15 protein-coding genes and 1 pseudogene are annotated in these 15,009 nt (G+C 47.8%); 2 read left to right on the top strand and 14 right to left on the bottom strand.

The features are described from left to right. The first annotated feature begins 180 nt into the window (after window positions 1–180). A complete protein-coding gene (locus L0M14_RS02315) occupies window positions 181–1,086 on the top strand; it encodes an SDR family oxidoreductase (RefSeq protein WP_235120484.1) in 906 nt (301 codons plus the stop codon). A 59-nt stretch (window positions 1,087–1,145) separates the two neighbouring features. Here L0M14_RS02315 and L0M14_RS02310 read toward each other — a convergent pair whose 3' ends face one another. From L0M14_RS02310 to L0M14_RS02290, 5 genes and pseudogenes are all read right to left on the bottom strand, one after another. After that, a complete protein-coding gene (locus L0M14_RS02310) occupies window positions 1,146–1,478 on the bottom strand; it encodes a hypothetical protein (protein ID WP_235120483.1) in 333 nt (110 codons plus the stop codon). Window positions 1,479–1,494: 16 nt separating this feature from the next. Next, on the bottom strand, window positions 1,495–2,193 hold the full coding sequence (locus L0M14_RS02305) for a pirin family protein (protein ID WP_235120482.1): 699 nt from the start codon (window positions 2,191–2,193) through the stop codon (window positions 1,495–1,497). A 91-nt stretch (window positions 2,194–2,284) separates the two neighbouring features. Beyond that, window positions 2,285–4,777, bottom strand: a complete 2,493-nt coding sequence (locus L0M14_RS02300; protein ID WP_235120481.1) for a stalk domain-containing protein — start codon at window positions 4,775–4,777, stop codon at window positions 2,285–2,287. A 199-nt stretch (window positions 4,778–4,976) separates the two neighbouring features. Then, window positions 4,977–6,011, bottom strand: coding sequence for a FecCD family ABC transporter permease (locus L0M14_RS02295; protein WP_235120480.1), 1,035 nt, complete (start codon window positions 6,009–6,011; stop codon window positions 4,977–4,979). After that, window positions 6,004–7,004: pseudogene (locus tag L0M14_RS02290) on the bottom strand (FecCD family ABC transporter permease). Before L0M14_RS02290 ends, L0M14_RS02295 begins: the two are co-directional and overlap by 8 nt. A 249-nt stretch (window positions 7,005–7,253) precedes the next feature. Between L0M14_RS02290 and L0M14_RS02285 the strand changes: the two are divergent. After that, window positions 7,254–8,222 (top strand): ABC transporter substrate-binding protein, encoded by a 969-nt coding sequence (locus L0M14_RS02285; RefSeq protein ID WP_405031025.1) that lies wholly within the window; start codon window positions 7,254–7,256, stop codon window positions 8,220–8,222. Between the two features lie 387 nt (window positions 8,223–8,609). Here L0M14_RS02285 and L0M14_RS02280 read toward each other — a convergent pair whose 3' ends face one another. From L0M14_RS02280 to L0M14_RS02245, 9 genes are all read right to left on the bottom strand, one after another. Next, window positions 8,610–9,584: an aldo/keto reductase gene (locus L0M14_RS02280; protein WP_235120479.1), complete on the bottom strand. Its 975-nt coding sequence runs from the start codon at window positions 9,582–9,584 to the stop codon at window positions 8,610–8,612. Window positions 9,585–9,784: 200 nt separating this feature from the next. Further along, complete coding sequence (gene ybaK, locus L0M14_RS02275) at window positions 9,785–10,258, bottom strand: Cys-tRNA(Pro) deacylase (protein ID WP_235120478.1); 474 nt, start codon at window positions 10,256–10,258, stop codon at window positions 9,785–9,787. Between the two features lie 88 nt (window positions 10,259–10,346). Beyond that, window positions 10,347–10,604 carry a PhzF family phenazine biosynthesis protein gene (locus L0M14_RS31355; RefSeq protein WP_311198818.1) on the bottom strand — a complete coding sequence of 86 codons (258 nt, stop codon included), beginning with the start codon at window positions 10,602–10,604 and terminating at the stop codon, window positions 10,347–10,349. Continuing rightward, complete coding sequence (locus L0M14_RS02270) at window positions 10,601–11,140, bottom strand: PhzF family phenazine biosynthesis protein (RefSeq protein WP_311198817.1); 540 nt, start codon at window positions 11,138–11,140, stop codon at window positions 10,601–10,603. Before L0M14_RS02270 ends, L0M14_RS31355 begins: the two co-directional genes overlap by 4 nt. Next, on the bottom strand, window positions 11,137–12,540 hold the full coding sequence (locus tag L0M14_RS02265; RefSeq protein ID WP_235120477.1) for a PAS domain-containing sensor histidine kinase: 1,404 nt from the start codon (window positions 12,538–12,540) through the stop codon (window positions 11,137–11,139). Before L0M14_RS02265 ends, L0M14_RS02270 begins: the two co-directional genes overlap by 4 nt. Window positions 12,541–13,091: 551 nt before the next feature. Further along, the gene (locus L0M14_RS02260; RefSeq protein ID WP_235120476.1) at window positions 13,092–13,319 is read right to left on the bottom strand and encodes a hypothetical protein; all 228 of its coding nucleotides are present in this window, start codon (window positions 13,317–13,319) and stop codon (window positions 13,092–13,094) included. 344 nt (window positions 13,320–13,663) lie between these two features. Next, window positions 13,664–13,759, bottom strand: a complete 96-nt coding sequence (comI, locus tag L0M14_RS31350; protein WP_311198816.1) for a competence inhibitor ComI — start codon at window positions 13,757–13,759, stop codon at window positions 13,664–13,666. A gap of 336 nt (window positions 13,760–14,095) precedes the next feature. Next, window positions 14,096–14,485, bottom strand: a complete 390-nt coding sequence (locus tag L0M14_RS02250; RefSeq protein WP_311198815.1) for a nuclear transport factor 2 family protein — start codon at window positions 14,483–14,485, stop codon at window positions 14,096–14,098. A 168-nt stretch (window positions 14,486–14,653) separates the two neighbouring features. Continuing rightward, window positions 14,654–14,869, bottom strand: a complete 216-nt coding sequence (locus tag L0M14_RS02245; RefSeq protein WP_235120475.1) for a hypothetical protein — start codon at window positions 14,867–14,869, stop codon at window positions 14,654–14,656. Window positions 14,870–15,009 lie beyond the last annotated feature (140 nt).

Raw genomic sequence — 15,009 nt, 5'->3', positions numbered from 1 at the left:
GCATTTACACAAAACAGCCGGTTTGCAGTTATTTCCCCTGTAGGAAGTGTCTTGTGCGGCTAAAAATAGTTCGATCTCCCTTTTTCATCCTTACTCCTTCCCTGTCTTTCCGAACCGGTTGGGCTCCTCATGAATATAGTAACTCGAATTGTTATTTTCTGATGATGTGGAGGCCCTGTTATGCATCCTTATCCGGTATATCCGTATTACGGCAAGAAAACCGAATGCAAAGAGCAGCCTGTTGCTTTTCCGCCCCAGCATCAAGATCAGCAGCCCGGTCTGGAATATCTCATGACTCCGCAGCCTATCTTTGAGAATCCGTCCTACAAAGGCAGCGGTAAGCTCTCGGGCCGTGTTGCCATTATCACGGGTGGAGACAGCGGCATCGGCCGGGCAACTGCGATCGCTTTTGCCAAGGAAGGAGCGGACGTTGTTATTGCTTACCTCTATGAACAGGAGGACGCTCACGTAACCGCCGCGAGAATCCAAGAGCTCGGTCGGCGCTGCTTACCCCTTTGCCTCGATTTGCAATCCAAAGCAGCTTGCTCGTCCGTTGTAAAGCAGACCATGGCTGCCTTCGGCAGACTGGATATTCTCGTTAACAATATCGGCGTTCAATACCCGCAGGAAAGCCTGCTGGACATCTCCGAAGAGCAGCTCGAGCAGACGTTTCGCACCAATATCTTCTCTTTCTTCTTCATGACGCAAGCCGCGCTCCCGCATTTGCAGCAAGGAAGCTCAATCATCAATACAGCCTCCATAACGGCGTACCGGGGCGAAAAGACATTACTTGATTACTCCGCAACCAAAGGAGCCATCGTTTCCTTCACCAGATCCCTAGCTCTGAACCTCGTCGAGAAAGGCATTCGCGTCAATGCCGTCGCACCTGGTCCAATTTGGACCCCGCTGATCCCCTCAAGCTTCTCTGCCGAAAGGGTTGCTACCTTTGGTACCGATACGCCCATGAAACGCGCGGGGCAGCCTTTTGAGCTTGCGCCTGCTTATGTGTATCTCGCCAGCGATGACTCGCGGTATGTAACCGGAGAAACCATTCACGTCAACGGCGGAGATTTTCTTACATCCTAGCCAAATCATCCCACATTGAAAACGGGCCTCCTTGGTAGGGAGGCCCCGTCACCACATATTCAATAATTGCCGCTAAACTTGTCTGGCACATACTCCAGTTTGGAGGAGGCTGCAAAGGTTAGTGCAGCCTTCTGCTCATTGTATTGAACGGACCCTTGCTTCACGTAGTACCAGATTTTCAGAGTAGGTTCATTCTCAAACTCCCGGAAAACAAACACGTTCAGCTCATCCTTCCAAGCCAAAAGCTCCTGCATCGCCTCATCAAGAGGAGCTTGAACTTCAAACAACCATTCTTCGCCATCCTGATGGATTTGGTAGGGGACAGACTGCTTCGCCGTATCAACGAATGTCCGTCCTCCCACGGCATGCTTGATCAAAAAGGTTTCTTTCATAGCCGCTTCCTCCTGTCTATGGCAGATCAATCAGCATCAAATAAGCGTCTTCCACCGCTTCCAGGACGAGCTCAGGCGTATCCTCAATGCGGGCTGTATCCTTCGCTTTCATGTCCAAGCCGTTTACATGCAAGGCGCCCTCAATGACGAACAAGAATATCTTCCGTCCCGCTTCCTGAAGATACTCAAGCTTCTTGCCAGCGTCCAGCCTGCTTAAATAAATGGTCATATCCTGATAAATTCGCGCCGCCTGATCGGAGCCTGTTGGGGATACAACCGCTAGTAAGGCATTTCTCATGAGCTCTGGATTATACACGCTGTTCTCAAAGGACGGCTCCCGCCCCCGCTCTGCAGGCATAAACCACAGCTGGAGCAAACTCAAGTCCTCCGTATCTGAGGCGTTATATTCGGCATGGATCACGCCGGTTCCCGCAGACATACGCTGCACGCCGTTGGGACCAGTAACCGCTGCATGGCCTAAGCTGTCTTCGTGCTTGATATGCCCCCGCAGGACGATGGTGACAATCTCCATGTCACTATGCGGATGCGGCCCGAAGCCTCTTCCCGCGGCAATATCATCATCATTACATACTCTCATTACGCCGAAGCTGGTATTATCAGGATCATAATAATCCCCGAACGAGAAGCTTCTATGGCTAGTCAACCAACCAAGATCAACCGAACTGCGCGATTTCGCCGGATAAATATGTATCAAAGGAATGCCTCCTTCATATGGAAAACTGTTCAGCTCCATTGTACTCTTTTCAAATGCAAGAACCAACTACATCCCCGTTGACAAAAAATGACTAGTTCGTACCGCCTACGCTCGAGGTTGAAGATTCGCCGTCTCCGCCTGCCATATTCATCGTCCGAGTTGCATCTTCCCATGTGACCTCATACCCGAACGCTTCTGCAACAAAACGTGCAGGCGCCATGGTGCTGCCTTCAATCAGGCGAGGGGGTAGCTCCAGACGGACCTCTTTACCATCGATTGTTGCCTGATTCGAATCCAGAGACAGCCTAACTGTGATACTTCCCTTTGTGCCTGTCACCGTCTTCGTACTTTCATCCCAAACTACTTGCGCTCCTACCGCTTGAAAAAGTGCGCGAACCGGCAGCATTGTCGAACCTTCCACAATGACAGGGTGTACATCCAACTTGAGGTTGTGACCGTTCACTCGGACACGGATCATGGATGCCGGCATACCGATCAGGATCGTGCCGCCCCGGCCCGCAGCTACGAATTTTTCGCCGTCCCAGGTCACGGACTTGAGGTCATGATTGGTGACAGGTGTCTGGCGTTCATAGCTCATGCCATTGTTCGAGACGAATACGGTTCCATCTGAGCCAACAGCTGCGAATGACTCTCCGTTCCATGCCAGCCGATTGATATGTTCGTCCACATGCTGAGTGTACCAGTGAATGCCATCCCATGAAACAGCCGCCGTGTTTTCTAAATTATATGCACCAATCAGTGCAAATTCATTACCCGTATATACGATGTCGCTGACGAGAATGTCCTGCTCATATTTTCCATTTTTCACAGTAACCTTATCCCAGTTCACTCCGTCGGCAGAGCGGTATAGGACATCCTGATCCATTTGCTCATCACTAAGGCCAACCATGATACTGCCATTGCTCAAAATCTTCTTCATTCTGTGAGCGGTCTGCTGAATCGGGCTCCAGTTCACCCCATCCTGGGAAGTGACATAGCCCTCAATACCAGATACGTAAAACTCTCCATTCACAATCACAGGCTGCAGAAGTCCGTGCAAACCCTCAGGGAACTGTTTCTGTTCCCATACGCCCGGCTTTTCCGAGTAATAATAGATTTCCCGATCCCTGCTGCCCATACCATAGCCTGAAGCAAGCAATACGCCGTTTCCTGCTGCCAAAGCGCTCCAGTGAAAGCCGCTGCTCACATCTTTGACTTCTGTGGGCTTCCAGTCATACCCATTGTCAGATTCCCAGATGACACCTGAATAACCGGTAGCCACATAGCGGCCTGCGCCGTCATATATCATATCGTCGAATTCCGCAGCCTGCTTCTCTGCCGCAACCTGCCAGTCATCCAGCTTGCCCGCTGTCAAAATCGTACCGTTGTTTCCTACTGCCACATATCGGCTGCCGTCGTACGAAATCTTATGAATATCGGCTCCCATACCGGCATATTTGACATAGCTCATGGGATTAAAGGATCCCTCGCTCTCCTTCTCCACCTTCCAATTCCGTCCATCCGGAGAAGTTAGCACGATCCCCATGTTGCCGCCCACAACGAACTGATTGCCATCCCATAGAATCGTGTTCATGTCGATATAAGCAAATCCGTTATAATCCAGTTCCTTCTTCGCCCATTCTACATCGGTGGAGCCTAGACTCGCATCTAAGACAACCTCGCTCCAGTTGATGCCGTCTGTAGACGTATATACAATGCCTGTCAGCCTAGGCTTGTTCTCTCCCATGCCTAAAGCTCCGTCCCAGCCTACCGCTACGAATTGACCGCCGTGAAAAGCAAGTCCGGCCAGCTCACCTTTAATCCCCGGATCGTGCACTGTCCAATCGTATAGGTCGGACGAAGTCAATATGTAGGAGCCTGCTGTCAGTAAATACATGGAGCCTGTGTACACCAGCTCGCCTAATTCCTGCGGGTACTTCGATCCTGTGTCCATGCTCGACAGTTGAGGCTCAACCCCCATCATTTGAAAGCCCCAATCATGTCCATCTGTGGAATAGCACTCGATAAAGCGGCTCATCAGAATCGTTCTGCCCGTGGCGTAGGTAAGCTCCCCCACAGCTGCATACCGCCATCCATCCCAAATAACCTCTGTGAATTGCAGGTTTGCCTGCGTAAACGGTTCATTCCAGTTGATATCGGGATATCTGCTGCTGTAATCATCGCGGTCGCTCCCTTGGATGAATTGTCCTAGTGTATAAGGAACGTTAACTGATGCCTTTGTCCAGCTTTTCCCATCGTTAGAGGTGACAAGTGCACCGTGATCGCCAACCGCTACAAATTGGCTGCCATTCGTCGCAACTGCCTTTACATTCCCTGACACGCCGGAAGCCTCATGCTCCCAATGATCGCCATCGGATGAGGTCAGAATGGTTCCGTCATCCCCTACAGCCGCATAGGTATGCGAGCTATTGAAAGCAACATCGTGAAGATCGTTAGCCTCTGATGTGCTCGTTGTTTTGGACCAAACTATAGGGTCCGTCGACTGCGCCATAGCCCCAGATACAGGTAACAATGAATACATAAGTGCCACAGCCATGAAACAAAGAATGATGCGTCTTTTCAACAATCTTCTCCTCCAAGCTCTTTTATGAATGTCACTTCCTTATTTAACCATAGGTTATTTATTGTGAAAATAGGGAAACAAAAAACCTTCCAAGTCAAGGCACTTGAAAGGTCAGACTGTTGGTCTATGATTGCGCCCCAATTTGATGAGCAAACCGGAACTTGAAAATTGTTGGCTAACGCGGTCCACTGCTCTCCAATTAGGATCGCCTAAACAATAGATACAAGAAGAACGGAGCCCCGATTCCTGCCGTAAACACACCCGCAGGTACGTCCAGAGGCTGAAACAACATTCGTCCCGCAAGGTCTGCCAGAAGCAATATGAGTCCGCCAATGAATCCGGAGACGGGCATCAGAATGCGGTAATCGCTGCCGACAAGCCGGCGGGCCATATGGGGAGCGAGCAGTCCGATGAATGTAATCGTACCGGCGATCCCGACCGCAACGCCTGCTAATGCTACACTGAACAGCAATAGAAGAAAACGGTCCCGCTGCATACGACTGCCTAAGCCGGTTGCGAGGACATCGCCCAGTGCTTGGATATTCAGCTTGTAGGCAAACAAGCAAGCGAGAGGAACAAAGACAGCCAGATAGGGCACGAGCGCCGCAATATGCTTCCAATTGGTTCCGTAGATCGTCCCCGTCATCCAGCCTAGCACCTGAGAAGCCAGATAGGACGGGCCGCTGATCAGTAAGAAAGTCGTCAGTGCTCCCATTGCCGTCGATATGCCGATTCCGATCAAAACAAGTCTAAACGTAGACAATCCATGCTTCCACGCGAGCACATAGTTCAAGGCTGCTGTCGCAAAAGCCCCTGCCACCGCAATCACAGGAACCCAGTGGATGCTGTATTGATTGGCAGTCAACGTCATAAAGGCTACAACGGCCACCGACGCACCGCCGGTTACACCAATTAAGTCCGGTGATGCAAGTGAGTTACGGATAACTCCCTGCATCAGAGAACCTGCGATCGCCAAGGCAGCCCCAACCAGCACTGCCGCCACGACTCTAGGCAGTCTGAATTGGAGAATAATCAGCGCATTGCTGCCGCTTGTGTCACCGAACAGCACGCTGACAATTTGTCCAATTGGGATGCGCAAGCTGCCAAGCGAGATGCTAACTAGCGCTATAAGCACAGTCGCGACAAGCATCGCCACAAGCACGATCAGCCCTTTTCTCCGTTTACGGCTTAATAGTACTGTAATTTCATTCGTGTAGATGTCCTGTTTAGGCATAGTTCCTCCTCCTCGCGACATAAATGAGAAACGGAACGCCTACCAGCGCTGTAGCAACACCTACGGGGACTTCCTTGGGCATTATGATGAATCTGGATGCCAGATCCGCCAACACCAGCAAAATCCCCCTGCCACAGCACTATAAGGAATCAGCCAGCGGTGGTCGTTCCCCACCAGAAACCGGCACAAATGCGGAACGATAATACCTACAAAAGCAATTGGACCTGCAACTGCTACGGAACCTCCTGCAAGAAGAACAATAGCGATGGAAGCCGCAATTTTGACAAAGGCAGCTCTTTGACCAAGGCCCTTGGAGACTTCGTCGCTCAGCGCCAGTACGTTCAAGGAAGGGGTGAGCATCATCGCAATGAGCCATCCCGCGGTTAGAAATGGCAGGACCAAAGTGAGATGATGCAGCTCACGATTGGCAACAGAGCCTATCAGCCAAAACAGCGCCTGCTCAAGCGATTGCTGATTTATCAGCATGACTCCGGAGGTCACCGAAGTAGCAAATGCTGCTACTGCCGCACCGGCAAGCGTAAGCTTCACAGGTGTAAATCCCTCCTTGCCCTGAGAGCCCAGGAAGAACACGAATACAGCCGTTACACCTGCACCTGCAAGCGCAATCCAAATCATACTGTTTAAGGACAGGTTGACGCCGAAGATCGTAAGACCCAGCACAATAAAGAGAACGGCTCCCGCATTTACTCCGAACAGTGAGGGAGAAGCCATGGGATTTCTTGTAAGCACCTGCATGAGAGCTCCGGCGATCGCGAGGCTTGCACCGACGCCTGCCCCAATCAGCGCTCGCGGAACTCTTGTATGGGTCAGAATAATATGATCGTTCGATCCGTTAAAATGAAAGTACGCATTCCAGAGCATAGATATATCGAATTGCTTGAGTCCGAATAACGTGCTTGCAAGCATGCAAGCCAGCAGCAGCAGCGTCCCTGCGACTAATCCCACAGACTTCGCTTTGCCGCTCAACAGCAGATGCACCAAGGAAAATCCGCCTCCTGGTAGTAGAATATGAAAGCTTGTGCATAACCTTTATCCATTGTAGAGTCGCTTACAAAGACTGTCAATGATTATGAGAATCATTTTCATAATTATGGTTGACAACAATGATGATAGACCGTATAGTTGTTTCTGATAATGAGAATCGTTATCAATATATAATTAATCCATATGTCCTAGGGGGATACCATTGTGCCATTTTTTCAAAAAATACGATTCCAATCAATGCTTCTACTAACCGCCATCGTAATGCTGATCGCGGGTTGCGGCAATACGACAGATTCAAAGAACGAAACACCGGATGGCAGTCCTGCTGCATCAACTGCTGCCGCAAAGCAAGATGAAGTGAGAACCGTCAAGCACGCCATGGGTGAAACACAAATAAAAGGAACACCTCAGCGCGTCGTTATTCTAACCAATGAAGGTACGGAAGACCTGCTTACGCTAGGCGTTAAACCGGTAGGCGCTGTGAAATCGTGGATCGGCAGTCCATGGTATGATCACATTAAGACGGATATGGAGGGCGTACAAGATGTAGGCGAAGAAACGCAGCCGAATTTGGAGATGATCGCAGGACTCAAGCCCGATCTGATCATCGGCAACAAAGTGCGCCATGAGAAAATCTACGAACAACTCAAGCAAATCGCTCCAACCGTATTCGCCGCCGATCTTCGCGGGGACTGGAAGAAGAATTTCGCTCTATATGCAGAAGCGGTTAACAAAAAAGCCGAAGGTGAGAAGGCCATGGCTGATTTTGATCAGCGGGTCGCGGATGTCAAAGCGAAGCTTGGCGACAAAACCGCAACCAAGGTATCTGTCGTGCGTTTCAGCTCTGCCGATGTCCGTATCTACCAAGAGCAAACGTTCAGCGGTGTTTTACTCAAGCAGCTAGGTATTGCAAGACCCGCTTCACAAGCGAAGGACCAGTTCATGGAACAGCTGACCAAGGAACGTATTCCTGACATGGATGGCGATGTGCTCTTCTATTTCGTATCCGGCACCGGTAATTCAGGCGACGCTTCCACGAAGGTGGCGAAAGAGTGGACGGAAGATCCGCTGTTCAAGAATTTACAGGTTTCCAAAAATAACAAAGCGTTCCAAGTCAATGAAGTCGTGTGGAATTTGGCCGGAGGCTACAAAGCAGCGAACCTGCTGCTCGACGAGATCGCCAAATATTTCGAAGTCGCCCAATAAAAATATTTATTTTGTATGATATCTTACAGAATTGATGGATCCTTTGACCTATAATAACAACTGACGATATGAAGCGTGCGACCGAACCGAACCGAACGTCACTCCCCGCAAGTTAGCCTCGTTAGAACCTCCTCTCTCTCCTATGCGCAAAAGCCACACCCGCCAAGGTGTGGCTTTTGTCTTCCTCTCGATAAAGCAGAAGTGGAGAGCTCCGTAGTTTTCGGAGAAGCGTAGCGGTCGCCTTTGACAGTTTGTTATCACATTAGAAGCCTTTATTTCAATCAAATAACAAATGTCAACAGCGATTGGAGAAAAGCTGCGGAAGCTCGTAATGGACCCTACTTTATCTACAAAAGCCACACCCGCCAAGGTGTGGCTTTTGTCTCTTTATTCCCCTCTATAAAAGTTACGGATCCAGCGATGCGCCTTCAGCTTATCCTGAACATCGACCGGCAGACCGCGTCCGTCTCCAACTTTCATATTCCGTTCCACGTTGCGAACCGACCGCATTCCGGGAATGACCGTAGACACGGCCGGGTGGCTCAGCACATAACGAAGCGCCGTTTCAGGCATATCCTCCAAAGAGATGTTCAGGTCCGATACGATGCTCTGCACACGATCAAAAACCTCCTGCTTCCGTGTATCTCGGAAATAGCCGTTGCGGAAATCCCCTTCGCTGAACACGGTATCCGGCGTGATGCTGCCGGTCAATCCGCCTTCATCCAGCGCTACACGAACGATCACACCAACATTGTGTTTAAGACAGGCCGGCAGCAGCTGGTCTTCCGGACTCTGTTCAAAAATATTATAAATCACCTGCACCGTGTCAACCAAGCCTGTCTCAATCAGCTTAATCGCATTGTTCGGTTGATGGTCATTAATCGAAATGCCAAAATGTCGGATCTTTCCCTGCTCCTTCAGCTTACGAACAGCTTCTAGCCAATCTCCCTCACCGACCCATTCATCGGACCATACATGAAACTGCTGAACATCGATCGTATTGAGGCCCAGATTGCGAAGGCTTTGCTCCGTACATGCTATGACATGATCCGCTGGGAAGGCTTCCTGTGCCTTGACTCCATCTCTTGCGGGCCACTGGAGGTTCTTGGGAGGAATCTTGGTTGCCACATAAACCTTACTATCACTTTCCCTAACGACTTGTCCGACTAGCCGCTCACTGTGCCCATCCCCATAACCTAGTGCTGTATCGATAAAATTTAAGCCGAGCTCAATCGAACGGTTCAGCGCCAGAATGGATTCATCATCCGATGCGCCGATCCAGGCTGTTTTGCCAATCCCCCACGCTCCATAACCAACTTCGGATACCTGTAAGCCCGTTTTCCCTAATGTTCTGTCATTCATAATTGAAGTTCACACTCCTGATCGGAAAATGTACATCGTTCTCTATTTCAGTATAGTTGAACGCGCGTTCATTTGTAAGAACTGAAAAATTGTTCAGTTAGTTACCTAGAAGTAAGGGCAAGGGGATGCTTACGATAGTAACATACAATCCGCTAATCAGCTCCAAGCGACCCCCCATTGGTTCTGGCCTCATTCCCAAATCACTCGGTCAAATCGGCCAGGATCGCCTCAGTCGCCGCAGCCAGGTCGTCACCCTTAAGGAAAATTTGCAGTCCTCGCTTCCCTCCGCTGATGCTGACCAATTCCCTGCCTGCGACCGACGAATCCAGATAAAGCGGGTACTTTTTCTTCATCCCTAGCGGCGAAACGCCGCCCCGGATATAGCCAGTGAGAGCCTGAAGCTCTTTTACCGCGACCATTTCCACTTTCTTATTACCGCTTGCTGCGGCTAGCTTTTTCAAATGCAGCTCCTGATCACCAGGAATACACGCCGCAATCACACCTGTTTTGTCTCCACGCAGCACCAACGTTTTGAACAGCTCTCCGACAGACAGCCCTACCTTCTGCGCCACTGTGGCAACGTCTAACTGATTCTCATCCCATTCGTATTCATGAAGTGTGTAGGCAAGTTTCAGCCCGTCTAACAGGCGGCATGCGTTCGTTTTTGATGACAACGCTCATTCACTCCTTTCTTCCTATATACGATGATTCATCCTGCTGGGCGTCAGCGCTTTATCCTCTACCATTAGGCTAACCTCTACATCAAACTTGAACCAATTCACTCTTGAGTACCGTGACAGCCTGGCCTGACAGCCTAACTGCGTCATCCATCACCTCTACCCCAAGAACTCCGCCTCTGCGGGAGGCTTGATAAGCGCGCAGCTTGCTTTTGCCCAACTTGCTCTTCCAGTACGAACCCAGCGTGCAATGCGCAGAGCCGGTAACAGGATCTTCCGAAATGCCAACGGCCGGGAAAAAACAGCGGGATACAAAATCATATTTCTTCGAACGTGCTGTCACCAGCACCCCTCGAGCCGGATCCGCTCAAGCGCAGCGAAATTAGGTGCCAATGTTCTCACCTGTTCCTCTGTTTCAACCTCCACTATGATGTCAGCCACCCCTTTGCCTATATAAAGCGGCGTTTGTATTCCTAGAGCTTGGAGCAGCTCATTGTCATCATCCAAGAAAGGCGCAGGTTCGTCTAAGGGAAAGCTCATCTCGATCCAGTCTCCCCGCTTGAGTGCCGTCAGCAATCCGCTTCTCGTATGAAAACGGGCCTGCTCACCCTCCCCCAGATAGCCCTGCTCCCACAACGCATGAGCAGTCGCAAGCGTAGCATGACCGCAAAGATCCACCTCCGTCGCGGGAGTGAACCATCGCAGTGAATACCCATCCGAAACCTGTTGGATAAACGCTGTTTCTGACAAATTCATTTCAGCGGCCACCTGCTGCATCCACTCCTCATTCACCGGTTCGCTCAAGATACAGACAGCGGCTGGATTTCCTCTAAAAGGCTCATTAGTAAAAGCATCTATGACGTAAATAGGCGTATTCATTCGTTCTTCTCCTGCTTCGTTGTAGGATGTATAGGTAAATGGATCAAAACTGTCGTACCTTTCCTTTCTTCACTCGACACATTAAGGAGGCCACCGTGAGATTGGATGATTTTAAAAGTCGTCATCATTCCAAGACCCGTACCTTTTTCCTTCGTCGTATAGAAGGGTGAACCAATTTGCTTCAAAAAGGCTTTAGGAATTCCATGACCTTCATCGATGATCTGAATCTCGATCTGTTCTTCGCTTACTTTTCTTGCTGCTATGCGGATCTTGCCTCCTTGCGGCATTGCTTCAATTGCATTTTTAATCAGATTAATGAATGCCTGCTTTAATTGAGTGTTAATGCATGAAACTTGGGGGAGTGCATGGATATCCGTAACATCAAACTCAACATTGTTGATCAGCGCCTGCGGGCCTAACAGCATGATCACATCATTTATGATTTTGCCTATGTCCTCACATTTAAATTCTTGGGCTTGCGGTTTAGCAAGGACGAGCAGCTCACTTGTAATCATTTCGATGCGGGTCAGCTCATCCGTCATAATGGTGAAATATTCCTTCTTGATACCCGGCATTGTATTTTCGATTAACTGGAGGAACCCTTTCAGAGAGGTAAGCGGGTTTCTGATTTCATGTGCGATCGAAGCTGCAAGCTGGCCTACCGCCGTAAGCTTTTCGGAATCCAACAGCCTTATTTTATTCTTGTTCTCTTCCGTAATATCCCGGGCCACGCCATAGACCCCTACAGCCGTATCATGCACAATAATGGGCATATTCGTTACTTTGACATCTACAACAGTGCCGTTCTTATGCATAGCCTTGGTCTCATAGTGCTGGGTATTGCCTTTAGCAGCCTCTGAGAAATGTTCGACGGTCATGGCCAACTCGTTGGGAGGGATTAAAGGGAGAAACGACATTTGCAGCAGTTCTTCCTCCGTATAGCCTAACAATCGTTCCATGGCCGGATTAACGCTCATATAGTTTCCCTTCAGATCGAACGAAAACACCGCATCCGGATTATATTTGAATAGAGATTCATAATGCTGGTCGATTTGCATCCAGGCCATTTTTTTCTCTGTAATGTCTCGAAAATAAACGGTAAGCCCATCGGTAATGGGATAAGCCTTGACCTCAAACCATCTGGAAAGCGGAGGGAAGTAGGCCTCAAATTCAACCGTGACCTGTTCGTGCATGGCTTTGTTGTAATGTTCAAAAAAGGGCAGCTCCACCGCTTCGGGGAACTCGTCCCATATGTTTTTGCCAATGACATTCTCCGTTTCGCATGACAAGACTCTACCCGCCTCACGGTTCATGTAGATAAAGGTCCAACTATTGTCGACAGCAAAGAAGGCATCCGTAATTCTGTCCAGTATCTCATTTAGCTTCAGTCTTTTCGGCATGTATGTTCCTCTCTTGGTGCCTATAATCCGTTAGGTATGTAAACCATTACATAAATCAATTTACTTAATAATAGATCATAGCATAAAATGCCGCGTGAAACTGTATTAGATGGAGTCCATCTCTTCCTCCAAAAACCCACAAAAAAATCTGCAACCATTATTGCAGACGCTTTAACTCTAAATTGAATAAATCAATATTAAATTTCCCATCTAGTAGGATGTCGAGGCCCAATAATCCATTAACATTATGGTATTTAAAAGATGTAAAATCTAATTCCACGTTTTCTATTATATAATCACCTAGTGCGATGGACTCACAGTTTTAATAAAAGCGTGTACTTCTCCCCCATTCCGAAACTTGTAATAAAGTGATCCTCGCGTGCTGCTCTTATCTCAATTTCATCTACAGCATCTTGCGAAATCAAAGTATGACTTGCATCAGTATCTATTACTATATTATCAATCTGGCTAGCCCTTACCATTAAATTGAATTGTAACTTCGGTAAACAGGAGACCGTCACGATAAGCTAGCTTCATCTACAAATATCTCCTTAATCGATGTTTTTTCTAATAATGACTTTAACTTTTTCCTTTGACGTATGATATATGAGAGTTCGGTTTTTACAGTTTAGCAATTCATGAGTAGCATCCTCATCCTTTACCGGACCTATCAAAGCAAATTGATCAATGATTTCTTTATCTCCCTCTTCAAATGAATGAAGAATCTCAAACTTTACAAATTGATCTGGATAAATGCTTTGAACTTCTTGCCACTTCACACATAAACCCTTCCAAAATGCTTTTAAATTTATTGTATCATTTATTGAATTAAAAAGCCTTAGATAGAATTTCACCTAACGTTCTTGTTTCTTGTATTCACAAACCCTCACTGCCTTAAAAGACCGAAGGGAGTGGCCGCGAGGCGGTTAGGCTGTGCAAGGTTGTTCAGATCTTTATTCACTTCTCATTTTCAGGTTTTCATCGTCTCGTCAATATGGTATCATTTGTATTAGAAAAACCGAGTGCGGGAACACTCGGCTATACAATTGGCTTGGATGGGGTTATCCCTTCTAGTCAAGAGGACAAAGAACCCACCTTCGGCGGTCAACCTTGGGGTGGGTTTTTACTTTCTCTTGTTGTTAGAGTTTATGTAAGTTAAAAGTGCAAGGATAAACATCCCAAATAGGAACATGATCTGCAATGCATCTTTAACCTCCATGGCCTCACCTCCTTTCGAAGGGAAACCATGACCACCCAAGATTCAATTGTACTTTCCTAGTTTACCACATTTATCCATCATTTGATAGAACGTTTGTTCGGTTTTGTCTTTTATATGGTTTGCCGGAATTTCCTATAACGTTCCAGCATTCACGAACCCTCACTGCCTTAAGGGAACGTAGTGACCGGCCGCGATGCGGTTAGGCAATGCAGGGTTGTCCGCTGATTAAGCTGCTTGAAGAAATGCTGCTCGCGGACCGAGGGCCGTTAGGCCCGATGCGTGAATGCGATATTATCTGATGTCAGGGCCATCCATGAATAACTTTCAAAATCGGTCCTAACTGTAGTCTTCAATTAATACTAACTTCTCATCCTTCATTTGATATATAGATTTACCCTGAAGTTTTAATGATTCTCCTGCCTTCATACCATTAGGTAAATCAATTGACAATATCCCTTCATAATCAATTTCAACTTCTGCTTTAACATCTGTAAGAGTAATGCTCTTAATCACTTGACATCTTTGGGAAAAGATCTGGACTGACTGTTCTGCCAGAGCACGGAATTCCTCAGTTCCCTTTGTTTCCGCATTTACCTCACCGTTTGAAATGTTTTTAAAATGGATGTTTTCATGTAAAAGATCTACCATTCCATCAATGTTAAACGAATTGTACTCCCTCAAATATTGTTCAATTAAATCATGCAATTTCGAGTTTTTCAATTTCAACTCACGCTCCTTGGTTTTGATTTGTCGGTTTTGCCCTGATTTCAGATAACTAATGTATTCGCGATGCGGTTGAACTATCCTACCAGTTAGTTTAATAAAAAGAACGCTTCCGCGCTTTCGCTTGGGCTACCCCGAAGCTCTCTGTACTATATTAATGCCCTCGTTTTATTAAGATGGCACCGAAAAATTGCATACTATTTCCGTTCCCGTTAATTTCCCAGCTAATGAAACAGCACCTATCCTCTCCGTTTTCATGGGCAGCGGTAATTTCAGCAAATCTGTTGTAAAGGAGTCAGCAATCAAATCGTTTACTAATGGAATGGTTATGAAAGATAAAATAATGGCAACAACAGTTGTAATCATGATTATCAGTGCCTTTCTCAAAATCACACCTCTTTCTGAAATGAGCCTCCATCCGATTATTTACCTCCCTAACTATAGGATTTCTCGCAAATATACGCATTCAACGACACTTCATATATAGCAATATATATCTCCTTAATAGCTTGTAGCTGCCTATTTGC

This window comes from Paenibacillus hexagrammi (assembly GCF_021513275.1).
GTDB lineage: Bacteria > Bacillota > Bacilli > Paenibacillales > NBRC-103111 > Paenibacillus_E > Paenibacillus_E hexagrammi.
This window is presented reverse-complemented; position numbering and strand designations above follow the sequence as displayed.